We start from the raw sequence: 25,802 nt of genomic DNA on the forward strand, positions 1-25,802 counted from the left end.
AGCGCCCCAATTCTGTTCCCATGAAGTTTGTTTCGGATAATGCTGTATGAAAATTCTTAACGAGTGCGTTAAAACTTCTTGTTGCGTCGATAGTAGTCGGGCGTGCACCCGGCCTGACGCTGGAACATCGCGATAAACGCCGAACCGGTGCTGTAGCCCATGTCGAAGGCGATTTCCTGAATGCTGCGATGGCTGTCCAGTGCTTCAATCGCGGCCAGGAATCGCAGACGCTGACGCCACTCACCAAAACTCATGCCCAACTCGCGGACAAACTGCCGCGCCAGGGTCCGTTCACTGACGTGAACCTGCGCCGCCCAATGCGCCAAGGGCCGGTTGTCACCGGGTTCGGCTTGCAGGGCCTCGCATATGCCCAGCAGTCCCGGTGTGCTGGCATAGGGCAGGTAACACTCATGCACCGGCGCCTGTTGCAACTGATCCACCAGAACCTGAGCCAGGCGTTTATCCGCGGCCTGCTCGGGAATCTTGACGTCACGGACGGCGAAGTCCTTGAGGATCGCCTTGAGGATGTCACTGATGGCGAGCGTGCAGGCCTGTTGTGGCAGATCCTCGCAGACCGCCGGCGCCAGGCAAACGGCACGGTAGTTGATCGGCTGGTGGCTGTAGAAACTGTGCTCGATTTCCGGGGGGCACCCACACCGCGTATTGCGGCGGCGAGAGGAAACGGCTGCCGTCGACATCCATGTGCAACACCCCGTGGGCCGCATACTCCAGAGTGCCCCACGGATGACGGTGCGCAGCGGCGAATTCGTGGGTATTGAAATCGGCGTAGCGGAAGTACACCGCCGAAGGCAATTCGCTGAAATCCAGCAGATCGATGTGTTTACTGCGCATGCTGTCCGTCATCAGGGGCCGGTTGTCTGGATCGAAGTATAGGCTTGCATCCAGACAAGCGGATAATTGCCCTTCATTAACGTTCTGGTTTTTCCCGATGCAATACGCTTATCCCCTGCTGGCCATTTTTATCTGGGCCGGCAACACCGTGATCACCAAAATGTCGGCCGGGGCGATCTTCCCCGCCGAGATCGGCTTCTACCGCTGGCTGCTGGCCGGGTTGCTGTTCACGCCCTTCATGCTCAAACCGGTGCTCGCCCATTGGTCGCAGATCCGCCCGAAACTGGGCAAGATCTTTGTCCTCGGTGTGCTCGGCATGGCGGTCTATCAAAGCCTGGCGTACTTCGCCGCGAGCCTGACCTCGGCCACCAACATGGGCATCATCCTGTCGCTGATGCCACTGATGTCGCTCGCCATGGCGATCATCAGCCTCGGCCAGCGCCTGACCATGGGTGCCCTGGCCGGTGCGGTGCTGTCGTTTGCAGGTGTACTGGTGGTGGTGTCGTCCGGCAGCCTTGGCGCACTGCTCGAACACGGGGTCAACCTGGGCGATGCGATGATGCTGATCGCCACCCTGGCCTACGCGGTCTACAGCACCCTGTTGAAAAAGTGGCAACTGAAACTGCCGCCGCTGGTGCTTCTGTATCTGCAGGTGCTGGTGGCCGTGGTGGTGCTGTTCCCGCTGTTCATCGCCTCACCGAAAGTCGGCCCGACCCTGCAGAACATTCCACTGGTGCTGTACGCCTGCCTGCTGGCTTCGATGGTCGCGCCGCTGGCGTGGATGCAGGCCGTGGTGCGTTTGGGACCGAGCCGGACCACGCAGTTTTTCAATTTGCTGCCGCTGATTACCGCATTGATTGCGGCGGTGGTGCTGCATGAGCAACTGGCGATGTATCACCTGGTGGGCGGGGTGTTGACCTTGGGCGGGGTGATCGTTTCCGAGCGTTGGACGACGGTGTTGGGGCGCAAGGTCAGTGTTGCCTGATCTGACGCCATCGCGAGCAAGCTCGCTCCCACAGGTTTTGTGTCGAATCTGATTTCTGTGAACAACCGGAAACCTGTGGGAGCGTGGCTTGCCCGCGATGAACGATAACGCGGACTAGAGCCCGGCCGCACTCAACCGCGCCGCATGCTCGACAAATAACCGGATCGGCTCAGCCCCCTTGCCCACCAGCCCCAGCGACTGGTTGACGATATCGAAGTGATCCAGCGGATACTCATCGCCAATCACCGTCCCCAGATGCGAGCTGTAGCGCCCGACCATGCCGTCGCAATGCCCGGCTTCGCGGACGAAGGTTTTAGCGAACAGCCGGCAACTGCGGTTGGTGCCGTCCAGCAGGTTGCGCCCGCGATCGGTAATGCCCGGTTGCAAGGTGCCGGACCAGGAGTAATAGCGCACGCCGTTGACCTCCTCCGGCCCATGACCGCCCCAGGTGTCGGGCAGCCCCTGTGGATAACGCTGGTTGAACAGCGCGACGCCAGCGCTGGTGAGGGAGTGATGGGACGCAGGTATATCCACCGGCAGCTTCGGCCCGCGGTAACCGGTATCCAACAACCCCATCAACGCGCCGACGATCCGTAGCAAAAAGCACAGCAGACGACCACGGACGCTCTCGTGGGAATAATGTTCGTGCAGGTAATCGGCGAGCTCCGAACCATGGTTCGGCCCCGCCACCGAGGTCACCGATGCCACCAGGTCCGGGCGCTTGGCCGCTGCATAACGGGCGGTCAGCGAGCCCTGGCTATGACCGATCAGGTTGACCTTGTCGGCCCCGGTTTCCCGCAGGATTTCTTCGATACGCGCCAGTAATTGCTCGCCCCGCACTTCGTTCGAGTTAAGCGGCGAGACCTGCACCGCGAACACCACCGCACCGCCATGGCGCAACGCCTCGACGATCCCGTACCAATACGGATAAAGCACCAACCGGATGAACCCGAGCATCCCCGGGACCAACACCAGCGGGTAGCGCGGGGCAGAACCTTGCGACATGGGCGGACATCCTTGTGGTCGGGCGGTGACGCTAGGCTGGATGCAAGACATCCGCCAAGCATCACCAGCGAAGATGACAAGTCTATGTCATCCGCCCTACTTCAACCCTACCACGCCCGCCACGATCAGCCCGACCGAGACCAGTTTGATCACGGTCAGGCTTTCACCCAGCAGCGCGAAACCGAGAAACACCGTGCCCAGCGAACCGATGGCGGTCCAGATCGGGTACGCAATGCTCACCGGCAGCTCGCGCATGGCCAGGGTCAGAAAATAGATCCCGCCCACAGCGGCCACTACGGTGACCAGCGAAGGCCAGAGCCGGGTGAAGCCCTCGGCGTACTTCATGCCCATGGCGAAGGTGACTTCGAACCCGGCGGCGACCAGCAGAAACAGCCAGGCCATCTAGAACTCTCCGGCCAGCGCCAACAAGCGCTGCTCAGCCTCGGCGGCAGAGATTTGAAAGCTGCGCTCGGCGGACTCCTCGCCCTCGGCAGCCACCACGGTGACGTCCGTGATGCCAATGAATCCAAGCACCGTACGCAGTAGCGTGTCGGCATGGTTCATGGCTTCCAGCTCGCCGCCCGGGCCAAAACCGAAGCCGCCACGGCTGGTGATGATCAGGGCCTTTTTACCCAGCACCAACGGCTCGTACTGGGCCACGCCATTGTCCAGGGTGTGATCGAAGGTCACCCCCACCCGCACGATCTGATCGATCCAGGCTTTCAAGCCGCTGGGGACGCTGAAGTTGTGCATCGGAGTGGAAATCACCAGCACATCATGGCCAAGCAGTTCGCCGACCAGTTCGTCGCTGAACGCCAGATCGGCCTGCATCGACAGCGGCCGAGCGGCGGGCTCGGGGTAAAACGCGGCGGCCACGAATGCCTCGTTGACCGGCGGAATCAGCGCCCGACCGACTTCGCGTCGGGTCAGTTGCGCGTGTGGATGACGGGCCTGCCAGGCCGCCAGAAACACTTCGGCCAAACGCCGGGAGTGCGAACGATCACCACGGGGGCTGGCGTGAACAGCAAGAATTCTACTCATCTGTCTCTCCTCAGGGCTAAACTCAAACGGCTTGTGGTTTGCAGCTTGAGGCTCACTACCGTCCTCGCTCAAATGAGCAGAAATCAGTCTGGATGAATCCATTTCATCCATGGAGTGTTCAATGTTCGCCTCGTTGCCGCTGACCGCCCTGCGCGCTTTTGAATCAGCCTCACGCCTGCTGAGCTTCAAGGCTGCTGCCGAAGAACTCTCGGTGACGCCGACGGCGGTGTCCCACCAGATCCGCTCACTGGAAAGTTGGCTCGGCGTGCCATTGTTCGAGCGTCTGCCACGCCAGGTGCGCCTGACCGAATGCGGCGAACGGCTGTTCCAGAGCCTGCATGGGGCTTTTCTGGAAGTGGCGCAAAGTGTCGATACACTGCGTCCGCAACGCAGTGGCGCCAGCCTGACGGTCTCCACTACCGCCGCCTTCGCCGCCCTGTGGCTGGTGCCAAGGTTGGGACGTTTCTACGCCCGACACCCGAACATCAACGTGCGCCTCGATACCCACTGCGAAGTCATCGATCTGCATCAGGACGCCAGTGTCGACCTGGTGCTGCGCTACAGCCTCGATGATTACCCCAACCTTTACGGCCAGTGCCTGTTCGATGAGTCCTTTGGTGTCTACGGTTCGCCTGAACAAGTGGCCCTGGCGTCGAGTCGCGCCCCGACGCTGATCAGCGTGCGCTGGCACAACTCCAAACTCTATGCCCACGGCTGGGAGGCCTGGTGCGCTCGCTCCGGCGAAACCTGGCTGGGCGGTCGGCCGGCCGTGCGCGAATACGACGAAGAGCATTACGCCCTGCAAGCGGCGATTGCCGGCCAAGGCCTGGTGCTGGCAAGCAATATTCTGGTGTCGGAAAGCGTGGCCAGTGGTCTGTTGTTGCCGTACCGAGGGGAAATCCAGGTCGATGGAGCCGGCTACAGCGCACTGTGCGTGCCGGGGCGTGAGCGACATCCACCGGTTCGGGCTTTTTTTGCGTGGTTGCGTGAGGAGGCATTGTTGTCCGGGCATGCGGTGCGCTGATCAGCGCCTCGACAACAGTTCAAGTGTTTCAAGTTTAACGACTGCTTAAGTTCACCACTACGAATTAGAACAATCACAAACGCAGAATAACAAACACAACTAAAACCTGAAGTTACAAACCAAAACTAGACTTTGAAATCTATAAACCTATTCTAACAACCACAGCCAGCCGGCTGCTCATACCAATAAGTAAAGGATTACTTTCATGCTACTTGAACAACGACTCGAATTTATTGATTCCCTGCCAGCATTACCTATCATCACGCAGCGCTCGGCACCTGTATTTTCTACGCTCTCGAGCAAACCTGAACATGATATCGACAAACCAACCGCCAGCGTCATGCCTGATACTATCAATGCCTTCCTGCCCGGCGTTTCGCAGGAAATCATCGACGACGTCAATTTGTGCAAACTGGTCATGCAAAACGCCGCCACCAAACTCTTCCCCAAAGATGAGCAACTCTTCGAATGGTATCGCTACTATGTTGACGGCCTGAGCAAACTGGGCTGGGTGACTCAAAACCGGAACATCCAGGAGGTCACAGTCAAGAGAGTTGGCCTGACAATGGATCAGGTTGCCCTGGAAGTGGCTGCAGGATTGATTGGTAGTAATGCGGCTAAAATCCTGGCTGATGTTGCGAAAAAGGCCGTTGAGGCGGTGCAGAAAAGTCCCGATGCCATTAAGATTTTTGATCGTAACTCTAAGCTGGGCACCCAGGCAAAATTCGATATCGCACCGATCTGGCTTGATAACGGTGGGCAACCAAACATGGTCCTCAACTGCATCTCCCTGGATGCAAGGGAGAGCACCCGCGGTATTCTGTTCTGGAAATCGACCCGCCAGTCCACCACGATGAAAACGGGTGCTGTGCGCACTTACCTGGACACTAAAACGTTTTCAGGCCTGCGTGGCGACCTGTACAGGAAATTTAGCGAAAGCGGTAAAAAATTCATTGATGAATTGCCTGATTTCTAACAACCAATGAAATGTTTAAATCGGCCATAGCAGGCCGATTTAAACAACTTCTTGCGCCCACCTGCGCGTAGGTAAAAATATGAAAAAAACAAAAATTGATACTTGGTTGGTTAATGGCAACATAACGATCTTCTACGGTCTGCACACTGACAGCTTTAAAAAAGATATTCTAGCGTCTAGCCTGCTAGGCGAACTGGTGGCAGCACAAAAAAGCAGAAACCGTGAAACTTCTTGGCCAACCTATACAGATACCGTTCAAAAAATTGGCTGGACGGTCAATAGCCGGGCGACCCAGCAATTCGAATTTAAACACAGCAGCCTATTTAATATTATTGAACAAAGCGCCGGGAGTGCCCTGCCACAAGATGAACGGCAAGCGCTCGCTATTGTATTTGCTCAACTGGCAAAACTCCAGCCTGACTCACCGGCGATCAGGGTAATCGTCGAGCAACTTCAAAGAAACGCTATTGTGAGCAACACCACCACGGACATATTGGTTTCAACGGCTGTTCTGCTGACGATTATTCGCAACGATAAAACCGTGGTAACTCTGCAAGTGGCGTTCGAAACAGCCCAAAAGATTGCAATAGATATTCTCGACCAGCCGGTTTTGAATAGCACCAACGAACACAAGACCAACATTTGGCTAATGAGTAGTTTGCTGGATGGGCGCCAATACAATCGCGTAAGAGATGACGTACTCAAGAAACTGGGTAACAGGATGGAAACGGAGTTATTGCAAATCCATGCGCCCACCGGCTTGAGTTGAATAATCTAGCCTCGCCGGACGTTCAAGCGACCCGGAGTCGGGGGCGCTTGAACACTGCTCACCAACATATTCAGTTTTTTACAGTCTTCGGCGCCTTGCCCGCCTTCATCTGCTCCAGCAACGGCGCGCACTGGTTCGGCTCGCCGCCACTCGGCGCTATCAGCGCCAACAACCCTGCCGCCGGTGCGGCGATCACGCCCAACGCGACCATCCCGGCTCCACGCAACATCAACGGCACGGCCTTGACCCCGGCATCGGGCTTGATGAACTTGCCCCGCACGTACAGCGGCGAACGCAACGAAATCAAACGCCAGCCCTTTGATTCCGGGGTGATGGTCAGGTCCAGTTGTTCGGTCGCCATGTTCGCCGTGCCATCGATGTAAACAATGGCGTTCTCAGTGTCGAACACAAACAAGCGGGTACTCGCCAGGCCGGACTGGATGCCGAAGTCGGCGGCGGCGCAGTTGATCTTCACTTCCTTGTCGCCAAAGATCTTGCCGACCACGTAGTTGCCGACGTTCAGCCCGGCCAACTCCATCAACTCGCGACTGATAGCGCCATCGTTGATCAGCATTTTCAGATTGCCATTGGCGCTGCCCAGCAGTTTAGCCACCGAATTGCCGCGCCCGCTGATATCACCGTCGCCGTTGAGTTCGCCGAAACTGGTTTTCATCGGTTCAAAGCCGGGGAACAACTGCTTGAGTTTGAAGCCTCGCGCCGTGAGTCTGGCATGTCCCTCCAGCGGATCGGTGTGGCCGTTCAGGCGAATCTGCGCATCCAGCTTGCCGCCTGCCACGCCGAAACGCAGCGGCTCGAGGCTGAGCACGCCATCGGTGAGTACCAGATGTGTATAGAGATCGTTGAACGGCAGTTTTTCGCTGTGCACGATACGCTTGCCGGTGAACTCGACATCGGCGTCCATATCGCGCCAGCGATCGGTCTTGAACTCTTCGACCGGCAGCACTTTGTCCGCCGGTTGTTTGCTGTCACCGCCTCGGGCCTTCTGCTCGGCGTTGGAGTCGGCACCAATCAGCGGTGCCAGGTCAGCGAACAGCAATTGATTGGACAACAGCGAACCGCTGAGCTTTGGCCGTGGCTGGCTGGCCACGTAGGTCAGGTTGCCATGGATGTCACTTTCACCGATCTTGCCGTTGAACTCTTCATAGTGAAACACCGCGCCACCCGGCTCGTGTAATTTGGCGATCAGATGGCCGTCGGTGGCATAGGGTGGCGTATCCGGCAGGATCACACCGGTCAGCGGGTAGAGATTGCCCAGGCTGGTACCGGCCAGTTTCAGGCGCAGGTCCAGGGCGCCGAGGTTCAGCGGATCGGTCAGGGTGCCGGCCAGTTCGACGCTGGAATCGGCGATTTTTACCTGTGCCTGAAGCGGAAACGGCCGTGCCGCGTCCTGCAACGCCAACAGCCCGCCAATCTTGCCCTGGCCCGCGAGTTTCTGGCCGTGGTACTGGCCGTTGACCTTGAGGGCGAATGCATAGTCCTGGGGTGACGAACCCTTCTCCTGCGCGGCTTTCGCCGCTTTGTCGCCGACGATATCGCTGAACGGAATCGGCTTGCCCAATGGGTCGATCAGTACGTCGAGTTGGGTCTTCAGGTTCTGGTCGTCGAGGGTGACATGCCCCTTGTCAAAGCCGATCGCTCCGATATCCACCACCCAGCTCGAAGGCTCGGCGTCCGGGTCCTTTGGGTCGAATTTGAAGGTCCAGTTGGCGCGCCCGTCAGCCAGGCGTTGCAGGTGGGCATTGGGCTCGGTGAGATCGATACGCGGGATCACCACCCGCTGCGCCAGCAATGCCAGGGGTGAAATACGCAGTTCCACCCGTTTGAGGGTGATCATCTGCGGCTGTTTCGACCAGTCGGGATTGCCCAGGCTCAAGTCTTCGGCCACCACATGAGGCCACGGTACCCAGGCGCGCCAGCCGCCTTCATCGGGCTCGGGTTGCCAGACCACTGACAGATTGCCGTTGATGGCGAAAGCGCGGTGCATTTCTTCGGAAACTTTGGCGTTGAGCGGCGCTTTGATCCGGTTCCAGTCGAAGAACACGATGATCAGTACCAGCATCACCAACAAGGTAAGGAAAGTGGAAAGGGTCCAGACCAACGTCTTTTGAGTGCGCGTCATTGCACAGGGCTCCTGATACGACCGAGCGCCCCGACTGCGACGCACATGTGAAACGGTGAGCCGCAAACGGCTCGCCATGCAAACTACGACTGATAAAAACCCGACAGGTTTAATCGGTAGACCGATTTCGCCGATTTCGCCCAGTCCAATACTGACCAGTCGGTCGACCTGCGTTACCGAACCTGCACTTTTGCACAACACAGGTGGGTCGAAAACACCCACAAAAGTGCAAGACAACTCGCCGGAAACGCCCGGCCTAGGGCCTCCGCAGCAAACAATCAATTCCGTTGATTATTACCATTGCGTTTATGAACTTTCATATCGATTTATCGAGAGTAGCATTGCTCTCGTACCCACTTATTCGCACCCCCACGGAGCAAAACAATCATGAAACGCCAACTACTGCTTAGCCTTACACTTTCGATGCTGGCCAGCACTGCCTTTGCCCTGCCAGCAGCTGACCAGGCCACCCCACAAGTGAAACAAGACCACTCGGTGTTCAGCCAGACCGTCGCCGCCGATGGTTCCGACCGCACCCCACAAGGCCAGACCCTTGCCGAAGGCGGTAATGATCGCCTGAAAGAAAAAGGCCTGATTACTCAGGATGGCTCGGACCGTACTCCACAGGGCCAAACCCTGGCTGCCGATGGTTCCGATCGTACCCCACAAGGCCAGACCCTTGCCGCTGACGGTTCGGATCGCACCCCACAAGGTCAAACCCTGGCTGCTGATGGTTCCGACCGTACTCCACAAGGCCAGACCCTTGCCGCCGACGGTTCGGATCGCACTCCACAAGGTCAAACCCTTGCTGAAGGCGGTGGTGACCGCGTGATCGAACGCAACAGCGCCGTGAGCTAAGCTCCATGGCCGCCTTGAAAAAAAGCCCAATCCCCGGATTGGGCTTTTGAATTTTCATAGGCCCGCTCGATAGATGCCACACATCCCCGCGTGATCCCCCCACAGTCGTTCGACGCCGGCAAAGCCGATTTGCTAGAGTGCGCCGCGTCCCTGTCCAGAAAACGCCCTTGCGATGCTGCCCCGCGCCGAACAGAAACAACAAACCCGTAACGCCCTGATGGACGCTGCCCGGCGCCTGATGGATGGCGGCCGAGGATTCGGCAGCCTGAGCCTGCGCGAAGTCGCGAAAACCGCCGGCATCGTACCGACCGGTTTCTACCGCCATTTTGCCGATATGGATGAATTGGGCCTGGTACTGGTCAGCGAAGTCGGCCAGACATTCCGCGAAACCATTCGCCTGGTACGACACAACGAATTCGTGATGGGCGGCATCATCGATGCCTCGGTGCGGATCTTTCTCGACGTGGTTAGCGCCAACCGTTCGCAGTTCCTGTTTCTTGCCCGTGAGCAGTACGGCGGTTCAGTGCCGGTGCGCCAGGCCATCGGCCGTTTGCGTGAAAACATCAGCTCGGACCTGGCGGCGGATTTGTCACTGATGCCGAAACTGCAGCATCTGGACATCGCCGACCTGAGCGTCATGGCGGATCTGATCGTCAAGAGCGTGTTCGCCACCCTGCCGGACATCATCGATCCGCCAGCCGAAGCCTTGCCAGAGCACCTGACGCCCCAGGCGAAAATCACCCAGCAGCTGCGGTTTATCTTTATCGGCCTCAAGCATTGGCAAGGGCTCGGCAGCACTGAGTAACTTTCTGTGGATGAAATCCCTGTGGGAGCGAGCCTGCTCGCGATGAGGGCATGACATCCACCATCGATGTGACAGTTCCACCGCCATCGCGAGCAAACTCGCTCCCACATTAAACCTCGCCGCTTTAACTTGGTGCGCAAACCAAAAACAACGCACCAACTTCAACCAAAATACTCACTCCATCGATACCAGTCCCACGCCTCCGTCAGGCATTTCCTACACATCATGTCGATTGGCAAGCCCCTTGCTCTAGCCTGAACATTGTCCATTGCTGGAAGCCTTCCGATGCTGGTGATTCATCGCAGAATCGACCCTCAACCCGTTTGGGCCGCCGAACTGCACCTGACGTTCGAAGCCCGCAGCAAAAGCCGATTGCGCTGTTTCAGTGCCGAGGGTGAAGACGTCGGGTTGTTTTTGGAGCGCGGCCAGCCGCCGTTGCGTGACGGCGAATGCCTGCAAGCCGAAGACGGGCGAATCGTGCGCGTCTGCGCCCGTCCCGAACAACTGCTGCATGTCACCTGCTCCAATGCCTTCGAACTGACCCGCGCGGCCTATCACCTGGGCAACCGCCATGTCGCCCTGCAAGTCGGCGACGGCTGGTTGCGCCTGCTCGACGACTACGTGCTCAAGGCCATGCTCGAACAACTCGGTGCCGTTGCCGTGAACATCGAGGCGCCATTCCAGCCGGAACATGGCGCCTATGGCGGTGGCCATCACCACTCGCGTCACGGCGATGAAGACTTCAACTACGCGCCGAAACTGCACCAGTTCGGCGTACGCACATGAACCCGGCTTGGGCGCTGTTGCGCCTGGCCAGTCCGCAATTGCCGATTGGCGGCTACAGCTACTCCCAGGGCCTTGAAATGGCTGTGGATAACGGCCGTGTTCACGACCCCGACAGTGCGCGACGCTGGATCAGCGATCAGTTGCTGCTGAATCTGGCACGCTTCGAAGCACCCTTGCTGCTCGCCCATTGCGTGGCCGCCAGCGAGGAAAACTGGGACGAATTGCTGCAACGCTGCGAGGAGCACCGCGCCAGCCGCGAAACCCGTGAGCTGCATCAGGAGAGCCGGCAGATGGGCTACTCGTTGCAGCAATTGCTCAATGGCTTGCCGGAGCTCGACGCCCCCGCCCGCGCCTTCCTCGAACAGCGCAGCGAGCCACATCTAGCCCTGGGTTGGGCGTTGGCCGCGCGCGCCTGGCAGATCAGCCCGCAGGACGCCCTGGCCGCATGGCTCTGGAGCTGGCTGGAAAACCAGTTGGCGGTGCTGATGAAGACCCTGCCCCTGGGTCAGCAAGCCGCTCAACGCCTGACCAGCGAACTGTTGCCGCTGCTTCAACAAGCTCAACAGAACGCCACTCAAATCGATCCCAATCATTACGGCAGCGCCGCTTTCGGCCTGTCCCTGGCGTGTATGGCCCACGAGCGCCAGTACAGCCGTCTGTTCCGTTCCTAGGGCCATTTACTTTGGAGAATCACATGAACGCACAACCCCTGCGCGTCGGTATCGGCGGCCCGGTCGGCTCCGGCAAAACCGCCCTGACCCTGGCCCTGTGCCTGGCCCTGCGCGAGCGTTACAACCTGGCCGTCGTGACCAACGACATCTACACCCGCGAAGACGCAGATTTTCTGGTGCGCAACGAAGCCCTTGCACCGGAGCGCATCATCGGCGTGGAAACCGGTGGCTGCCCGCACACGGCCATCCGCGAAGACGCCTCGATCAACCTCGAAGCCGTGGATCAGCTCAACCGCCGTTTTCCGGGGCTGGACCTGATTCTCGTGGAGTCCGGTGGCGACAACCTCTCCGCGACCTTCAGCCCGGAACTGTCCGACCTGACCATCTACGTGATCGACGTCTCGGCCGGCGACAAGCTGCCACGCAAGGGCGGGCCGGGAATCTGCAAATCCGACCTGCTGGTGATCAACAAGATCGACCTGGCACCTCTGGTCGGCGCCTCGCTGGAGATGATGAACAGCGACACCCAACGCATGCGCAACGGCAAACCCTTTGTCTTCAGCAATCAGAAAACCGGCCTGGGCCTGGAAGAGATCATTGCCTTCATCGAACGCCAGGGTTTGCTGACCGCGGCCTGATCACGACTTATCAACAAGGAAGCTTATCCATGACACTCAAACGCATTCTCGGCGCCCTGGCCCTGCTGCTGACTCCGGCCCTCGCCTTCGCCCATCCGGGACACGGCGACAACGGCTTGATTGCCGGTATCAGCCACCCACTTGGCGGTCTCGATCACTTGCTGGCAATGCTCGCGGTCGGCCTGTGGGCAGCACAACAGCAAGGCGCCGCACGCTGGGCGCTGCCGTGCGCCTTTGTCGGCACTATGTTGATTGGCGGGCTGTTGGGTTTTGAAGGATTGAACCTGCCGGCACTGGAGAGCGGGATTGCCGCTTCCGTGTTGGCTTTGGGGCTGGCGGTTGCCCTGGCAGTGCGTCCACCGTTGGTGATGGCGGTGGGTGCGACGGCGTTGTTTGCGCTGTTTCATGGTGTCGCGCACGGGCTGGAACTGCCGGAAATGTCGAGTCCCTGGACCTACGCCGCAGGCTTTGTTGCGGCGACGGCGGTGTTGCACGCGGCGGGTTATGCGCTGGTGCGGGTGTTGCCGCAGGCCGCAGCGCCCCTGGTGCGACTGGCGGGCGCGGCTTCGGCGGCGACTGGCGTGTGGTTGCTGGCAGGTTGACTCTCTGGTGTCTGACCCGGCCTCTTCGCGGGCAAGCCCGCTCCCACATTGGAATGCGTACACCTGTGGGAGCGGGCTTGCCCCGGGCGGCGTTCCGACGAAGGCGGCCTGACAGACACAGCCTCTCTCAGGCCAGCCTCTCTGCTAACATGTCGCGCAATCGCCCCTGCCGTGACGACGCCAGCCAATGCCGCCTGTTTCCCGCTCTGCCTCTCAGCCTGAATTGACCGCCCTGTTCGCCTCGGTGCAACAGCATTTCCTGAACGTCATCGTGCCGCTCTGGCAAGGTCCGGGCTGGAACGCCGATATGGCGTTGCCTTATGAGGCGCTGGATGCCAAACACCAACCGCTGCCACCGCAACGCTACCGGGCCATGGCCTGTGCGCGGCAGTTGTATCTGTTTGCCAGCCTGATCGGTCAGGTGCCGGGCGCCGAAGAGCGTGCCGCCGCGTTGTTCCGCTCCTTGCAGCGGCACTTCCACGATGCCGAGCACGGCGGCTGGTTCTACAGTGTCGATGCACAAGGTGCGCCGCTGGATCAGCGCAAGGATCTCTACACCCACGCCTTCATCCTGTTCGCCTGCGCCCATTACTGGGACAAGGTCCGCGAGCCGCTGGTGGAGTCGGTGCTCAATGCCTCGCTGGAAGTGGTCGCGCAGCGTTTCGCCACGGACGACGGTCTGTACGAAGCCACGCTCGACCGCGACTGGGCATCGCTGGACAGCGGCCCTTTGCAAAACCCGCTGATGCACCTGGCCGAAGCTTTCCTCGCCACCCTGTCGGTGCGTGAAGACCTCGACGTGCAACAGGCGCTCGTCGGGTTATGCACAGCCATGCACGCGCGCTTTATCGATCCGCAGCACGGCGTGTTGATGGAAAAACCGCTGGGGTCTGTGGATAACTGGTTTGAACCGGGGCATCAGTTCGAGTGGTACTTCCTGTTGGAATCTTCGGCACTGTTGCGCAATTCGACGCTGCATGCCGATCTGGAGCGGGCCTTCGCCTTTACCGAGCAAGTGGGCGTTGATCAGCAGACTGGCGCCGTGCGGGCGATGCTCGATTTCGCAGCCGATGGCGGTACCCGGGACGCCACGCAACGCATCTGGGCCCAGGCCGAGTACCTACGTGCATTAACGCTGCGCCCGGACAGCGAAGCGGCTGTACTGCGTCAATTGCAGGCATTGCAGCAGCGCTCGCTGCATGACGGCGGCTGGTACGAGTGCCGTGACGAGCACGGAGAAGTCAGCCGCCGCGACATGCCGTCGACCACGCCTTATCACCTGGCGACCTGTTATCGCGGGTTGGCGCAGTATCTCGGCTGACTGAGTGGCAAGAGGAAATCCAATCACTCAATCCACTTGCGGTCCCCGGTAAAGCTGATGGTCAGCCATCGTGCGGCATCCGGCTCGCCAAGCTTCGTGGAGATTTCCTCGCGCAAACTGTCCAGTTGCCCCACACCGTCCAGCCAGTAATCCTTCGGCAATACGATGTGAATCTCGATAAAACAGGCCCTGCCGTGTTTCTGCACGTAGGAAATGTAATCGTCGAAACCATGCTCGGCCTTCGCCACTTCCATCACCTGACGCACCTTGTCGTCCAGTTGATCCGGGACGATCCCCAGCACATCGCGCAAGGCCGGCCCGAGGATTTTGAACGCTGGGGGGAGCATGCCCAAGGCCAGCAGAATCAGGATCATCGGGTCGACATACACCGCCCACTTGTCGTACCCCTGAGTCTTGAGCAGCAGTGCGATCAGGAAACTCACCAGCAGTCCCGCCGACAGCATCGCGTCCACCAGCCAACTGATGTTGTCGAACTGGATCAGCGATGAGTTGAGCGTGCGATTGCGTTGGCGGACGTAGAAGAAATAAATGAGCTCAACGACAGTGAAGAAGGCCGCGTAGAAAATCACCAGGCCGAGTTCGACTTCGCGGCCACCACTGATGATGCCGAACACTCCGTTGAGAAAGGCATAAACGGCCACCAGGAATATGAAACTGCCTTCGATCACCAGCACCATGGGCTCCAGGTGCCAGGAACCGAACTGAAAGCGCTGGTTGCTTTCCTTGGCGATCAGGCGGGCGGTGATCAGCATCAGGACCTTGATGAAGGCCGCGATCAACGAAAAGAAGCCATCGAACAGGATGGATTGGGCGCCCGAAACAAAACCGGTGATGATCCCGGCGAATGTCACGGCGAGCATCAGGAAGGTCGATTGTTTGAGCAGCGCCTGCTCGCCTCGATTACTCACTTGATCTCCTCGGATACCTCTAGACCGCCGGGTGCGGCGGATTGCTTGAGGGAGGAGTCTAGCTGATGTCCGGATTTATCCGCTCCGGCCCCTTCGCGAGCAAGCCCGCTCCCACATTGGATCGCGGTCTAATGTGGGAGCGGGCTTGCTCGCGAAGAACGATGACTCGGTATTAAGCCTTGCCACCACTGCGATCAATAGCAAACCCAGCCCAGGTCTGGCTCACCGGCATCAGCTCCAGGCTGTTGATGTTGATGTGCGCCGGGGCATTGAGCACCCAGAAGATTGTCTCGGCGATGTCTTGCGGCTGAATCGGCTCGGCGCCAGCGTAAGTGGCGTTGTAGCGCTCCTGGTCACCGGCAAAACGCACCAGCGAGAACTCGCTCTCGCACAGGCCCGGCTCGATGTTGCTGACCCGCACGCCCGTGCCTTGCAGGTCGCAGCGCAGGTTCACGGAGAACTGTTTGACGAACGCCTTGGTCGCGCCATACACATGGCTGCCCGGGTACGGGTAGTTGCCGGCGATGGACCCCAGGTTGACGATACCGGCACCTCGACCGTGGGCAATCAGGCGCGGCAACAGCAGACGGGTGCTGTACATCAGGCCTTTGACGTTGGTATCGACCATGGTGTCCCAATCGTCCAGGTCGCACTTGGGCGCCGGATCAACCCCCAGGGCCAGCCCGGCGTTGTTGATCAACCCGCGCAGTTTTGCAAAGGATGGCGGCAGATTGGCAATCGCCTCCTCCATGGCCTTGCGATCACGCACATCGAGCACCAGGCCATGGACTTCGGTCTGCTTCGACAGCTCGGCGCACAACGCATTGAGGCGCTCTTCACGACGGCCAGTCAGCACCAGTTTCCAGCCGGCCTCGGCAAAACGACGGGCACAGGCTTCACCAAAACCGGAGGTCGCGCCGGTAATAAACAGGGTGTTGGACATCGTGTTCTCCTTGCTTCGGCTGATCGCCAGCCATTGGAATAGAAAATCAGCAGGCAGCATGCCCGGCCTTGTTCACAGCGGCAACCACCGTTCAATCTGTTCAAAAAACGCTCAATCCCGGCAACCCCTTGAACAGCGTGGCCTACAGCCATGTGCGCGCACGTTATCCACAGGCCGGTCCACAGTCTTTGGGGGCAAGTGGAAAAGCTGCAAGCCGCTATCCACAAGGCTTTGCGCGGAGTTTTGAAACTTTTTTGCTTGACCCTCAACCGCCTGCTGTGTAGCCCTTGGCCATTTTCATGACTGACGGGTCAAACCGGCGATGGCGCCAAGCCAGTAACCACGGCCTTCAGCCGAGTCTTTCCAGAGTTTAGTCACAGACTTATCCACAGGCTTGTCCACGCCGATTCCATGCATTTTCATCCCGAACAAAAAGGTTGACAAAGACGCCTGCAAGCTGCGCAAAAACACCTGATCAAAAAACAACCACACCTCTGCAAGCCACGGTTTAAAAGGCCTGCAGCCAGCTACTCCCACGTTATTCACAGCCGGTTCCACAGCAAACGGGGACAAGTCAAAACCGTGGCAAAACAACTATTTGCAGCGTCTTTATGTCGCGCTTTGCGAGCTTTGGAATATTGTTTTCCACAATTTCCCAGAGGCATGCCAAAAACCTGTGGGAGCGAGCTTGCTCGCGATGACTGCGGCACAACTTGCATCGTGGAGACTGACACACCTCTATCGCGCGCAAGCTCGCTCCCACAGGGTTCAGTGGTGTTTTGAAGATGTAAAAAAGCCCCGGCGATTGCGCGCCGGGGCTTGTGCATAACAAAGCAGACTCAGTGCCCGCCGAGATAGGCGCTACGCACATCCTCGTTGACCAACAACTCCTTGCCGGTGCCGGTCATGCGGATTTCGCCGTTGACCATCACGTAAGCCCGGTCAGACAACCGCAGGGCGTGGTTGGCGTTTTGCTCCACCAGGAAGATGGTCATGCCGGTCTTGGCCAGTTCACGCAGGGTGGCGAAGATCTGCTTCACCACGATCGGCGCCAGGCCCAGGCTTGGCTCATCGAGCAGCAACAACTTGGGCCGGCTCATCAGAGCCCGGGCGATGGCGAGCATCTGCTGCTCGCCGCCGGACATGGTCATCGCCCGCTGGGTACGCCGCTCTTCAAGCCTGGGGAACAGCTCGAACATGCGCTGCATATCCTCCTTGGCGTACTTGTCACCGATAGGGATGGTGCCCATCAGCAGGTTCTCCTCGACAGTCATGTCGGGGAACACCCGCCGCCCTTCCGGCGATTGCGCAATGCCGTTGGAGGCGATGTAGTGGGACGACTTGTGGGTAATGTCCACGCCCTGATAGAGGATCTGCCCGTCCGCCGCCCTTGGCTGGCCGAAGATCGACATCAGCAGGGTCGACTTGCCGGCACCATTGGAGCCGATCAGGCTGACGGTTTCCCCTTCGTTGATGTGCAGCGAGACACCTTTAAGGGCCTGGATCGGCCCGTAAAACACGTCCAGTTCCTTGAGCTCGAGGATGGGTTTACTCATACCACCTCCTCTTCTTCCGCGCCCAGATAAGCGGCAATCACTTTCGGGTCGTTGCGGATGTCGTCGGGGCCACCCTCGGCGATGACGATGCCGTGGTCCAGCACCACAATGTGGTCGGAGATACTCATAACCATGCCCATGTCGTGTTCGATCAGCACCACGGTCAGATCGTGCTCGTCGCGCAGCAGCCGGATCATCGCGCTCAGCGCTTCGGTTTCCTGAGGGTTGAGGCCGGCGGCCGGTTCGTCGAGGCAGATGATCTGCGGACGGGTGCACATGGCCCGGGCGATTTCCAGGCGGCGTTGCTGACCGTAGGACAGCTCACCGGCCAGGCGGTTGGCGCAGTCCACCAGATCCACCACTTCCAGCCAGTAGAACGCGTGGTCCAGCGCATCGCTTTCGGCCTTGCGATAGCCCTTGGTGTTGAGGATGCCGGCGAGCATGCTGCGATTGACCCACATGTGCTGAGCCACCAGCAGGTTTTCCAGCACCGACATTTCCTTGAACAGGCGAATGTTCTGGAAGGTCCGCGCCAGGCCGGCGCGGTTCACCAGGTGAGTGCCGCCGAACGCCTTGTAGAACAGCCGACTGGCGAAGGATTTCGGCGAAACGAAATCGGTTGGCTTGAACGACTCACCCAGCAACTTGATGACGTTGGTCTGTTGCCCACGAATGTTGAGTTCGATCTTGCCGCCGGAGGCTTTGTAGAAACCGGTCAGGCAGTTGAACACCGTGGTCTTGCCGGCGCCGTTAGGACCGATCAGGGCGAAGATCGAGTTGCGGTGTACTTTCAGGCTGACATCGCTCAACGCCTTGATGCCGCCGAAGTGCATCATCAGCTTTTCTACACTGAGTACGACTTCGCTCATGGCGCTACTCCTTTACGCGGGGTCACACCGGTACGGCTGATCCGAATCAGGCCGCGCGGTCGCCAGATCATCATCAACACCATCAGGATGCCGAACAGCAGCACGCGGTACTCGGCGAAGCCACGCAGCAGTTCCGGGGCGACGGTCAGCACGAACGCTGCAATCACCACGCCTATGGTCGAACCCATGCCACCGAGTACCACGATGGCGAGGATCAGCGCCGATTCGAAGAAGGTGAACGAGGTCGGGTTGACGAAGCCCTGGTAGGTGGCGAAGAACACCCCGGCCAGACCGGCCGTCGAGGCGCCGATGGTGAACGCCGAGAGCTTGACCAGCACGTGGTTCAGACCCATGGAGCGGCAGGCGATTTCGTCTTCGCGCAGGGCTTCCCAGGCGCGGCCGACCGGCATGCGGGTCAGGCGATGCTTGATGTGCAGCACGGCCAGGACCACCAGGAACAACACGGCGTAGATGAAGTAGTACTTCACGTCAGGGTTGTAGGCGATGCCGAAGAACTCATGGAACGGCACCCCGCCCTCTTTCGCCCTTTTTCCGAACTCGATGCCGAAGAAAGTGGGCAACGGCGCTGCCATGCCATTCGGGCCGCCGGTCAGGGACAGCCAGTTATTGAGGATCAACCGAATGATTTCACCGAAGCCCAGGGTCACGATCGCCAGGTAGTCACCGTGCAGGCGCAGCACCGGGAAACCGAGGATGCAACCGGCCAGTCCGGCGGTAATCGCCGCCAACGGCAACACCGTCCAGAAGCCCAGCCCAAGATATTGATAACCGAGCGCCAGGCCATAGGCACCGATGGCGTAGAACGCCACGTAACCAAGGTCGAGCAGGCCGGCCAGGCCGACCACGATGTTCAGCCCCAGCCCCAGCAGCACGTAGATCAGCCCGAGGATGACCACGCCCAACAGGTACGAGTTGGAGAAAAACGGGAACACCACCGCGATAACAATCATCAGCGGGATGATCCAGCGCAGCCGGGATTTGTAATCAGGCGGCAGTACATGGACCCCGGACCCGGTGGTTTCAAAACCCTCGAGGATTCTCAGGCCCTTGGGGGTTTGCAGGAACAGGCTAAGGGCAAAGCGACCGGCCATGACGATGGCGACAATCCAGGCCACCCGGCTCGTTTCCATATTGAAGCCATAGCCATCGAGGACTACGCCGACAATCGGGCCGAACACAATCAGGGCCACCAGGCCGGCAAGAATCGCGTCAACCAGGCTTCTTTTGAGATCAATGGTTTTTTTAGTGGTTGAAGACATCGCTTACACCTTCGACACAAGAGGACGGCCGAGCAGGCCTTGGGGCCGAAAGACCAGAACGAGAACGAGCAGCGAGAAGCTGAAAACGTCTTTGTAGTCCGAGTTCACCAGACCGGAAAACAGCGACTCGGAAATCCCGAGAATGATCCCGCCGAGCATCGCGCCGGGCAGTGAACCAATCCCGCCGAGCACCGCGGCAGTGAACGCCTTGATCCCGATGATGAAGCCGGCATAGAAGTCGAATGTGCCGTAGTTCATGGTGATCAGCACGCCGGCCAGGGCCGCCATCGCTGCACCGATGATGAACACGTAGGAAATCACCCGATCGGTGTTGATCCCCAGGATCGAAGCCATCTTGCGGTCTTGCTGGGTTGCACGGCACATGCGGCCGAGCTTGGTGTACTTGATGACGTAGGTCAGCAGGCCCATCCCGACGAACGCTGCGACCAGAATGAAGACCTTGGTGTAGGTCAACTGAACGAAACCGGTACCGATATCAACGCGCCAGGCACCCGAGAGCAAAGTCGGAACGCCTTGTTGCTTCGCGCCCTGGGAGATCTGTGCGTAGTTTTGCAGGATCAGAGAGATACCGATCGCACTGATCAGCGGTGCGAGTCGAGTGGAGTTACGCAGGGGTTTGTAGGCGACACGCTCGATGACCCAGCCATACACCGCCGTGACGACGATGGTGAAGATCAGTGTGCCAAGCATCAGCAGCGGGAAAGATTCGATACCGAAGTAAGCCAGCAGAGCCAGACTGATTGCCGCGAGGTAAGCGGAAATCATGTAAACCTCGCCGTGGGCGAAGTTGATCATGCCGATGATGCCATAGACCATTGTGTAGCCGATGGCGATCAGGCCATAGACCGACCCGAGGGTCAGGCCGTTGACCAGTTGCTGCAGGAAAATACCATCCATAACGCAATCTCACGCAATGAGAACCTGCACATGTGGCTGTGCGGTTCCTCTAAGGAAAATACAGATATACGTCGGAGCAATGTCAGCCACGATCAGGCAGGCCACCACGGCCCCCTGTAGGAGCGAGCTTGCTCGCGATTGCGGTTTAACATTCAACGAATGAGTTGCCTGCCAGTCCGTCATCGCGAGCAAGCTCGCTCCCACAGGGGAACCGTGGGGTTCACCCAATTGAGTCAGCCCTTACTTCTGTTTTTCCAGCTGGTGGTATTTGCCATCCTTGTCCCACTGGTAAACCACGTAGTCGGAGATTTTCAGGTCGCCCTTGCTGTCCCAGGTCTTCTCGCCCATGACGGTCTTGACCGGGTTTTTCTTCAGCCATGCAGCCGCTTCTTCGCCCTTGTTGGACTTGGCGCCGTTGAAGGCTGCTGCCAGGGTCTGGACCGAAGCGTAGGCGTACAGGGTGTAGCCTTCAGGCTCGGTACCGGCCTTGCGGAAGGCGTCTACCACGGTCTTGCTGTCTGGCAGCAGGCGTGGGTCGGCGCCGAAGGTCATCAGCACGCCGTCAACGAATTGCGGGCCGCCAGCGGTGGTCACCAGTTCGTCGGTCACGATGCCGTCGTCGGACATGAACTTGACGTCCTTGAGGCCTTGTTCACGCAGTTGACGCACCAGAGGACCGGCTTCCGGGTGCAGACCACCGAAGTAGACGACGTCAGCGCCGGCGCCGCGGATCTTGGTCACGATGGTGCTGAAGTCTTTCTCGCCACGGGTCAGGCCTTCATACAGCACAGGCGTTACGCCGCGCTTGACCAGTTGAGCCTTGGTAGCATCCGCCAGGCCCTGGCCGTAGGTGTCCTTGTCGTGCAGCACGACAACTTTCTTGCCCTTGAGCACGTCGACGATGTAGTCGCCGGCCACGATGCCTTGCTGGTCGTCACGCCCGCACATACGGAACATGGCGCTCAGGCCGCGCTCGGTAACGGCCGGGTTGGTGGAACCCGGGGTGATGGCGATGATGCCCGCCTCGTCGTAGATCTCGGAGGCCGGAATGGTCGAGGAGGAACAGAAGTGACCGACTACGCCGGCGACTTTCTGGTTGGTCAGGTCCTTGGCGACCGTCACAGCCTGTTTCGGCTCGCAGGCGTCATCGCCCTTGACCAGTACGATTTTTTCCCCGTTAACCCCGCCAGCCGCGTTGACCGCATCGGCCGCGGCCTGTGCACCCTTCATGTACTGTTCGCCAAATGCCGCGTTGGCGCCCGTCATTGGTCCCGCTACGCCGATCTTGATGTCAGCCTGAGCAAACGCAGAAACACCCAGCGCAGTTGCCACTGCGAGGGCCAGAAAGCCTTTCTTGTAAAACGTCTGGGACATGAGGTGGTGCTCCATGGTTTTTTTAATTGGCACTGCGACTTCACTGAATGCTCAGAGCAAGGGCCGTGCCATCGGTTTTTTATTCTGAAAAAAGTCGCTGCTTTCTTGTTATTTCGACTGTTTCGATCCCATTTTCATTGGGCGTGCAACCGTCTAAACCGCGGAAGGTAAAACCATTTTTTATTTGAGGCGCAACCCGACTGCGCCATCATTGCAACCGCGGCTTTAAACAACGTGCAACCAGCCTGTAACAACGTGCGTCACCGAAGTGCACACTGCTGGTGCGGAACTGCTACAACCCGCACCACTACAGGCTAGCTGCAGATCGAAAAAGCGCCGCCTCCCACTGCAAAAATCAACATTCAGATCACGATCCGCAGGCACTGGCCCGCGTGATACAGCGAGAATCCCGCCTCATACAGACAGCTGCGCAACCCCACCCCGGCCAATGGCTGCATGGGTGCAAAGGGAATCGGTAGCGCTTGAGGATTTCCGTTACACAGGTAATCGGCAAAGGCCTTGCCGACCACCGTACCCGTGGTCACGCCCCGGCCGTTGTAACCGGTGACTGCCACCAAACCGGGCGCCGGTTCGAACAGGCGCATCAAATGATCGGGGGTGAAGGCGATGCAACCGGTCCAGGTGCACTCCCATTCCACCGGTTTGAGGTACGGGAAATAGTGTTGCTGCACGCGGTCGGCCCAGGCCTTGAGGAACCAGGCCGGTTTCTGATTGCCATTACCGAGACTGCCAAGCAGCAGGCGACCGTCTTTGTCTCGACGGATACTGCTGAGCACTTGGCGGGTGTCCCAGGAACCCTGGCCACCGGGCAGAATTTGTCGGGCGGCTTCTTCGGTCAGCGGCACCGAGGCCACCTGATAGTAATAACCGGGGAAGAAATTGCGCCGCAGCTCCGTCCAGTCGCCTTCGGTGTAGGCATTGGAGGCAATCACCACTTTCTCGGCCATGACCGAGCCCTGGGCAGTCTGTACTGACCAGCGCTGCCCCTGACGTTCGAGTCGGGTGACCGGGGAATGATCGAACAATTGACCGCCCAGGCCGATGGCCGCTTTGGCCAGCCCCGTGGTGTAGGCCATCGGGTTGAGTGTGCCGGCGCGGCGATCGAGCAATGCCGCGGCGATCTTTTTCGTGCCGGTGGCTTGCTCGCAGGCCTGACCGGTGAGCAGCTCTACGGGCGCACCGCGACGTTTCCATTGTTCTTCACGACTGCGCAAGTCGGCCTCGCCACGGGCGTTATGCGCCATGTGCAGCGTACCTTCGCGGCGCAACTGGCAATCGATGTTGTACTTGTCCACAAGGCTGAACACCAGGGAAGGCGCCGCCCCCAGCATGCGGTTGAGCTGGCTGCCAACCGCCTCGCCAAACCCGGCTTCGATCTCGTCCGGGGGAATCCACATCCCGGCATTGACCAGCCCGACGTTGCGCCCGGAACCACCATGACCGGCGCGATGGGCCTCCAGCACGCAAACAGTCTTGCCTTGCTCCAGCAGATGCACCGCCGCCGACAAACCGGTAAACCCGGCGCCGATGACGCAGACATCCACCGTGACCTCACCCTTGAGGGCCGAATTGTCCGGCCTTTGCGGCGTCAGTTTTTCCCACAGACACTCTTCGCGTAACGGCATTGCCAGACTCCAAGCAGAAACCTAACAAACACATACTTCAAATGTGGGAGCGGGCTTGCTCGCGAAAAACGTCAGGGCAACACGGTTATGCAGCAAACACGCGTTATCGTTGACGTCCATCGCGAGCAAGCTCGCTCCTACAGGAAGGCACCTGTCAATCGAACGTGATGCCCTGCGCCAACGGCAACTCCAGCGAATAGTTCACGGTGTTGGTCTGGCGGCGCATGTAGCCGCGCCATGCATCGGAGCCGGACTCACGACCGCCGCCGGTTTCTTTCTCGCCACCAAACGCGCCGCCGATTTCCGCGCCGCTCGGGCCGATGTTGACGTTGGCAATGCCGCAGTCGCTGCCCACCGCCGACATGAACTGCTCGGCTTCACGCACGTCGGTGGTAAAGATGCACGAGGACAGGCCTTGTGGCACGGCGTTGTTCAGGCGCAGGGCTTCCTGGAAATCGCTGTAGCCAACCACGTACAGGATTGGAGCGAAGGTTTCGTGGCAGACCACATCGCTTTGCTCCGGCATTTCGACGATAGCCGGCGACACGTAGTAGGCATTCGGGAACTTGTCTTGCAGCTGACGCTCACCGCCAAACACCCGGCCGCCCTCACTCAAGGCCTGCTCCAGAGCGTCCTGCATGTTTTCGAAGCTGTGCTTGTCGATCAGCGGACCAATCAAATTGCCTTCCAGTGGGTTGCCGATACGCACTTTGGAGTAAGCGGCTTTCAGGCGAGTGACGATTTCTTCTTTCACCGATTCATGGGCAATCAGGCGACGCAACGTGGTGCAACGCTGACCGGCGGTGCCGACGGCGCTGAACAGAATCGCGCGAACGGCCATGTCCAGATCGGCGCTTGGGCCGAGGATCATCGCGTTGTTGCCACCCAGTTCGAGGATGCTGCGGGCAAAACGCGCGGCGATTTTCGGCGCCACTTCACGGCCCATGCGGGTGCTGCCAGTGGCGCTGACCAGCGCGACACGCGGATCATCGACCAGGGCTTCGCCGGCATCGCGACCACCAATAATCACCTGGCTCAGGTGCGGTGGCGCATCGCTGAAGTTCTTCAGCACGCGATCGAACAGCGCCTGGCAAGCCAGTGCGGTCAGTGGCGTCTTTTCCGACGGCTTCCAGATCACCGGGTTGCCGCAGACCAGCGCCAGCGTGGCGTTCCAGGCCCAGACCGCCACCGGGAAGTTGAACGCACTGATCACCCCGACAACGCCCAGCGGATGCCAGGTTTCGCGCATGTGGTGGCCAGGACGCTCGGAGGCAATGGTCAGACCGTACAACTGACGGGACAGGCCGACGGCGAAGTCGCAGATGTCGATCATTTCCTGAACTTCACCCAGACCTTCCTGGGTGATCTTGCCGGCCTCCCAGGACACCAGCTCGCCGAGGTCGGCCTTGTATTCACGCAGGATGTCACCCAGTTGCCGCACCAGCTCGCCACGGCGCGGTGCCGGAACCTTGCGCCACAGTTCGAACGCATGATCTGCGCGACTGATGTGTTGCTCGACTTCAGCAGCGCCTTCCCAGTTGACGGCGGCGATCCTGCTGCCATCGATCGGCGAATGCACCGGCACTTTGCCGTTCTGGTACAGGGCCGGGTTCACACCTAGACGATCAAGCAATGCGGCAACCATGGGTCACTCCTCAAGCAAAAGACAGAACATGTGCAGCCGGAAAATCACGACTGATCAGACCTGTAGTTTTAGCTGCCCGGAGGTTACTCAACAAACGACCTTTAAGAGAGATATCATTCCGTTTATTCATGCTGTGCATTGCTGGCAATAAGAAACAAGAACCAAGGAC

The 25,802-nt window shown here is 59.3% G+C and carries 25 protein-coding genes and 1 pseudogene; 11 read left to right on the top strand and 15 right to left on the bottom strand.

The window, feature by feature from the left end; all coding sequences use genetic code 11:
- Positions 1–68 precede the first annotated feature (68 nt).
- Positions 69–852, bottom strand: a pseudogene (locus tag KW840_RS11135) (helix-turn-helix transcriptional regulator).
- A 97-nt stretch (positions 853–949) separates the two neighbouring features.
- Here KW840_RS11135 and KW840_RS11140 point away from each other — a divergent pair.
- Positions 950–1,837, top strand: a complete 888-nt coding sequence (locus KW840_RS11140) for a DMT family transporter (protein WP_218495171.1) — start codon at positions 950–952, stop codon at positions 1,835–1,837.
- A 114-nt stretch (positions 1,838–1,951) separates the two neighbouring features.
- On the opposite strand, the gene KW840_RS11145 is transcribed toward KW840_RS11140, so the two are convergent.
- From KW840_RS11145 to KW840_RS11155, 3 genes are all read right to left on the bottom strand, one after another.
- Positions 1,952–2,842, bottom strand: a complete 891-nt coding sequence (locus KW840_RS11145; RefSeq protein WP_218495172.1) for a triacylglycerol lipase — start codon at positions 2,840–2,842, stop codon at positions 1,952–1,954.
- Between the two features lie 96 nt (positions 2,843–2,938).
- Entirely contained in the window at positions 2,939–3,244 is a 306-nt protein-coding gene (locus KW840_RS11150) for a multidrug efflux SMR transporter (protein WP_046039891.1), read from the bottom strand.
- Positions 3,245–3,883: an FMN-dependent NADH-azoreductase gene (locus tag KW840_RS11155; protein ID WP_057712206.1), complete on the bottom strand. Its 639-nt coding sequence runs from the start codon at positions 3,881–3,883 to the stop codon at positions 3,245–3,247.
- Positions 3,884–3,992: 109 nt separating this feature from the next.
- On the opposite strand from KW840_RS11155, the gene KW840_RS11160 reads away from it, so the two are divergent.
- From KW840_RS11160 to KW840_RS11170, 3 genes are all read left to right on the top strand, one after another.
- A complete protein-coding gene (locus tag KW840_RS11160; RefSeq protein WP_167362848.1) occupies positions 3,993–4,907 on the top strand; it encodes a LysR substrate-binding domain-containing protein in 915 nt (304 codons plus the stop codon).
- A gap of 205 nt (positions 4,908–5,112) precedes the next feature.
- Positions 5,113–5,883: a hypothetical protein gene (locus tag KW840_RS11165; RefSeq protein WP_218495173.1), complete on the top strand. Its 771-nt coding sequence runs from the start codon at positions 5,113–5,115 to the stop codon at positions 5,881–5,883.
- Positions 5,884–5,962: 79 nt separating this feature from the next.
- Complete coding sequence (locus KW840_RS11170; protein WP_218495174.1) at positions 5,963–6,652, top strand: hypothetical protein; 690 nt, start codon at positions 5,963–5,965, stop codon at positions 6,650–6,652.
- A 70-nt stretch (positions 6,653–6,722) separates the two neighbouring features.
- Here the strand turns inward: KW840_RS11170 and KW840_RS11175 are convergent, their stop codons facing one another.
- Positions 6,723–8,792 (bottom strand): AsmA family protein, encoded by a 2,070-nt coding sequence (locus tag KW840_RS11175; protein ID WP_218495175.1) that lies wholly within the window; start codon positions 8,790–8,792, stop codon positions 6,723–6,725.
- A gap of 387 nt (positions 8,793–9,179) precedes the next feature.
- Between KW840_RS11175 and KW840_RS11180 the strand changes: the two genes are divergently transcribed.
- From KW840_RS11180 to KW840_RS11210, 7 genes are all read left to right on the top strand, one after another.
- Positions 9,180–9,650: a hypothetical protein gene (locus tag KW840_RS11180; RefSeq protein ID WP_057712211.1), complete on the top strand. Its 471-nt coding sequence runs from the start codon at positions 9,180–9,182 to the stop codon at positions 9,648–9,650.
- Positions 9,651–9,822: 172 nt separating this feature from the next.
- On the top strand, positions 9,823–10,455 hold the full coding sequence (locus KW840_RS11185) for a TetR family transcriptional regulator (protein WP_057712212.1): 633 nt from the start codon (positions 9,823–9,825) through the stop codon (positions 10,453–10,455).
- 285 nt (positions 10,456–10,740) lie between these two features.
- The gene (gene ureE / locus KW840_RS11190; protein WP_218495176.1) at positions 10,741–11,241 is read left to right on the top strand and encodes an urease accessory protein UreE; all 501 of its coding nucleotides are present in this window, start codon (positions 10,741–10,743) and stop codon (positions 11,239–11,241) included.
- Positions 11,238–11,912 (top strand): urease accessory protein UreF, encoded by a 675-nt coding sequence (locus KW840_RS11195; protein ID WP_218495177.1) that lies wholly within the window; start codon positions 11,238–11,240, stop codon positions 11,910–11,912. Before ureE ends, KW840_RS11195 begins: the two co-directional genes overlap by 4 nt.
- A gap of 23 nt (positions 11,913–11,935) precedes the next feature.
- Entirely contained in the window at positions 11,936–12,550 is a 615-nt protein-coding gene (gene ureG / locus KW840_RS11200) for an urease accessory protein UreG (protein WP_090452850.1), read from the top strand.
- 29 nt (positions 12,551–12,579) lie between these two features.
- The gene (locus KW840_RS11205) at positions 12,580–13,152 is read left to right on the top strand and encodes a HupE/UreJ family protein (protein ID WP_218495178.1); all 573 of its coding nucleotides are present in this window, start codon (positions 12,580–12,582) and stop codon (positions 13,150–13,152) included.
- A 187-nt stretch (positions 13,153–13,339) separates the two neighbouring features.
- Complete coding sequence (locus KW840_RS11210) at positions 13,340–14,473, top strand: AGE family epimerase/isomerase (RefSeq protein ID WP_090452847.1); 1,134 nt, start codon at positions 13,340–13,342, stop codon at positions 14,471–14,473.
- A gap of 23 nt (positions 14,474–14,496) precedes the next feature.
- On the opposite strand, the gene KW840_RS11215 is transcribed toward KW840_RS11210, so the two are convergent.
- The 10 genes from KW840_RS11215 to KW840_RS11260 form a co-directional block, all read right to left on the bottom strand.
- Positions 14,497–15,402, bottom strand: a complete 906-nt coding sequence (locus KW840_RS11215) for a cation diffusion facilitator family transporter (RefSeq protein WP_154861115.1) — start codon at positions 15,400–15,402, stop codon at positions 14,497–14,499.
- A 172-nt stretch (positions 15,403–15,574) separates the two neighbouring features.
- On the bottom strand, positions 15,575–16,345 hold the full coding sequence (locus KW840_RS11220; RefSeq protein WP_150813602.1) for an SDR family oxidoreductase: 771 nt from the start codon (positions 16,343–16,345) through the stop codon (positions 15,575–15,577).
- Between the two features lie 297 nt (positions 16,346–16,642).
- Positions 16,643–16,891: a hypothetical protein gene (locus tag KW840_RS11225; RefSeq protein WP_057712219.1), complete on the bottom strand. Its 249-nt coding sequence runs from the start codon at positions 16,889–16,891 to the stop codon at positions 16,643–16,645.
- A gap of 293 nt (positions 16,892–17,184) precedes the next feature.
- Positions 17,185–17,901 carry an ABC transporter ATP-binding protein gene (locus tag KW840_RS11230; RefSeq protein WP_057712220.1) on the bottom strand — a complete coding sequence of 239 codons (717 nt, stop codon included), beginning with the start codon at positions 17,899–17,901 and terminating at the stop codon, positions 17,185–17,187.
- A complete protein-coding gene (locus KW840_RS11235) occupies positions 17,898–18,770 on the bottom strand; it encodes an ABC transporter ATP-binding protein (RefSeq protein WP_095945441.1) in 873 nt (290 codons plus the stop codon). Before KW840_RS11235 ends, KW840_RS11230 begins: the two co-directional genes overlap by 4 nt.
- The gene (livM, locus tag KW840_RS11240; RefSeq protein ID WP_218495179.1) at positions 18,767–20,050 is read right to left on the bottom strand and encodes a high-affinity branched-chain amino acid ABC transporter permease LivM; all 1,284 of its coding nucleotides are present in this window, start codon (positions 20,048–20,050) and stop codon (positions 18,767–18,769) included. The genes KW840_RS11235 and livM overlap by 4 nt, the downstream gene beginning before the upstream one ends.
- Before the next feature lie 3 nt (positions 20,051–20,053).
- Positions 20,054–20,968 (bottom strand): branched-chain amino acid ABC transporter permease, encoded by a 915-nt coding sequence (locus KW840_RS11245; protein WP_007979705.1) that lies wholly within the window; start codon positions 20,966–20,968, stop codon positions 20,054–20,056.
- A gap of 240 nt (positions 20,969–21,208) precedes the next feature.
- The gene (locus KW840_RS11250) at positions 21,209–22,342 is read right to left on the bottom strand and encodes an ABC transporter substrate-binding protein (RefSeq protein ID WP_008048115.1); all 1,134 of its coding nucleotides are present in this window, start codon (positions 22,340–22,342) and stop codon (positions 21,209–21,211) included.
- A 362-nt stretch (positions 22,343–22,704) separates the two neighbouring features.
- Complete coding sequence (locus KW840_RS11255; RefSeq protein ID WP_057712223.1) at positions 22,705–23,988, bottom strand: FAD-binding oxidoreductase; 1,284 nt, start codon at positions 23,986–23,988, stop codon at positions 22,705–22,707.
- 154 nt (positions 23,989–24,142) lie between these two features.
- A complete protein-coding gene (locus KW840_RS11260) occupies positions 24,143–25,633 on the bottom strand; it encodes an aldehyde dehydrogenase family protein (protein ID WP_057712224.1) in 1,491 nt (496 codons plus the stop codon).
- Positions 25,634–25,802 lie beyond the last annotated feature (169 nt).

It is taken from the genome of Pseudomonas sp. PDM30 (assembly GCF_019218985.1).
In the GTDB taxonomy this organism is placed as follows: Bacteria; Pseudomonadota; Gammaproteobacteria; order Pseudomonadales; family Pseudomonadaceae; genus Aquipseudomonas; species Aquipseudomonas jessenii.

Excerpts from the sequence above, each read along its gene's own strand:
- ureE (WP_218495176.1), top strand. The coding sequence starts at position 10,741 with ATGCTGGTGATTCATCGCAGAATCGACCCTCAACCCGTTTGGGCCGCC.
- KW840_RS11220 (WP_150813602.1), bottom strand. The coding sequence starts at position 16,345 with ATGTCCAACACCCTGTTTATTACCGGCGCGACCTCCGGTTTTGGTGAA.
- KW840_RS11245 (WP_007979705.1), bottom strand. The coding sequence starts at position 20,968 with ATGGATGGTATTTTCCTGCAGCAACTGGTCAACGGCCTGACCCTCGGG.
- livM (WP_218495179.1), bottom strand. The coding sequence starts at position 20,050 with ATGTCTTCAACCACTAAAAAAACCATTGATCTCAAAAGAAGCCTGGTT.
- KW840_RS11205 (WP_218495178.1), top strand. The coding sequence starts at position 12,580 with ATGACACTCAAACGCATTCTCGGCGCCCTGGCCCTGCTGCTGACTCCG.
- KW840_RS11155 (WP_057712206.1), bottom strand. The coding sequence starts at position 3,883 with ATGAGTAGAATTCTTGCTGTTCACGCCAGCCCCCGTGGTGATCGTTCG.
- ureG (WP_090452850.1), top strand. The coding sequence starts at position 11,936 with ATGAACGCACAACCCCTGCGCGTCGGTATCGGCGGCCCGGTCGGCTCC.
- KW840_RS11160 (WP_167362848.1), top strand. The coding sequence starts at position 3,993 with ATGGAGTGTTCAATGTTCGCCTCGTTGCCGCTGACCGCCCTGCGCGCT.
- KW840_RS11170 (WP_218495174.1), top strand. The coding sequence starts at position 5,963 with ATGAAAAAAACAAAAATTGATACTTGGTTGGTTAATGGCAACATAACG.
- KW840_RS11175 (WP_218495175.1), bottom strand. The coding sequence starts at position 8,792 with ATGACGCGCACTCAAAAGACGTTGGTCTGGACCCTTTCCACTTTCCTT.
- KW840_RS11140 (WP_218495171.1), top strand. The coding sequence starts at position 950 with ATGCAATACGCTTATCCCCTGCTGGCCATTTTTATCTGGGCCGGCAAC.
- KW840_RS11150 (WP_046039891.1), bottom strand. The coding sequence starts at position 3,244 with ATGGCCTGGCTGTTTCTGCTGGTCGCCGCCGGGTTCGAAGTCACCTTC.
- KW840_RS11195 (WP_218495177.1), top strand. The coding sequence starts at position 11,238 with ATGAACCCGGCTTGGGCGCTGTTGCGCCTGGCCAGTCCGCAATTGCCG.
- KW840_RS11260 (WP_057712224.1), bottom strand. The coding sequence starts at position 25,633 with ATGGTTGCCGCATTGCTTGATCGTCTAGGTGTGAACCCGGCCCTGTAC.
- KW840_RS11255 (WP_057712223.1), bottom strand. The coding sequence starts at position 23,988 with ATGCCGTTACGCGAAGAGTGTCTGTGGGAAAAACTGACGCCGCAAAGG.
- KW840_RS11180 (WP_057712211.1), top strand. The coding sequence starts at position 9,180 with ATGAAACGCCAACTACTGCTTAGCCTTACACTTTCGATGCTGGCCAGC.
- KW840_RS11165 (WP_218495173.1), top strand. The coding sequence starts at position 5,113 with ATGCTACTTGAACAACGACTCGAATTTATTGATTCCCTGCCAGCATTA.
- KW840_RS11210 (WP_090452847.1), top strand. The coding sequence starts at position 13,340 with ATGCCGCCTGTTTCCCGCTCTGCCTCTCAGCCTGAATTGACCGCCCTG.
- KW840_RS11145 (WP_218495172.1), bottom strand. The coding sequence starts at position 2,842 with ATGTCGCAAGGTTCTGCCCCGCGCTACCCGCTGGTGTTGGTCCCGGGG.
- KW840_RS11235 (WP_095945441.1), bottom strand. The coding sequence starts at position 18,770 with ATGAGCGAAGTCGTACTCAGTGTAGAAAAGCTGATGATGCACTTCGGC.
- KW840_RS11230 (WP_057712220.1), bottom strand. The coding sequence starts at position 17,901 with ATGAGTAAACCCATCCTCGAGCTCAAGGAACTGGACGTGTTTTACGGG.
- KW840_RS11185 (WP_057712212.1), top strand. The coding sequence starts at position 9,823 with ATGCTGCCCCGCGCCGAACAGAAACAACAAACCCGTAACGCCCTGATG.
- KW840_RS11250 (WP_008048115.1), bottom strand. The coding sequence starts at position 22,342 with ATGTCCCAGACGTTTTACAAGAAAGGCTTTCTGGCCCTCGCAGTGGCA.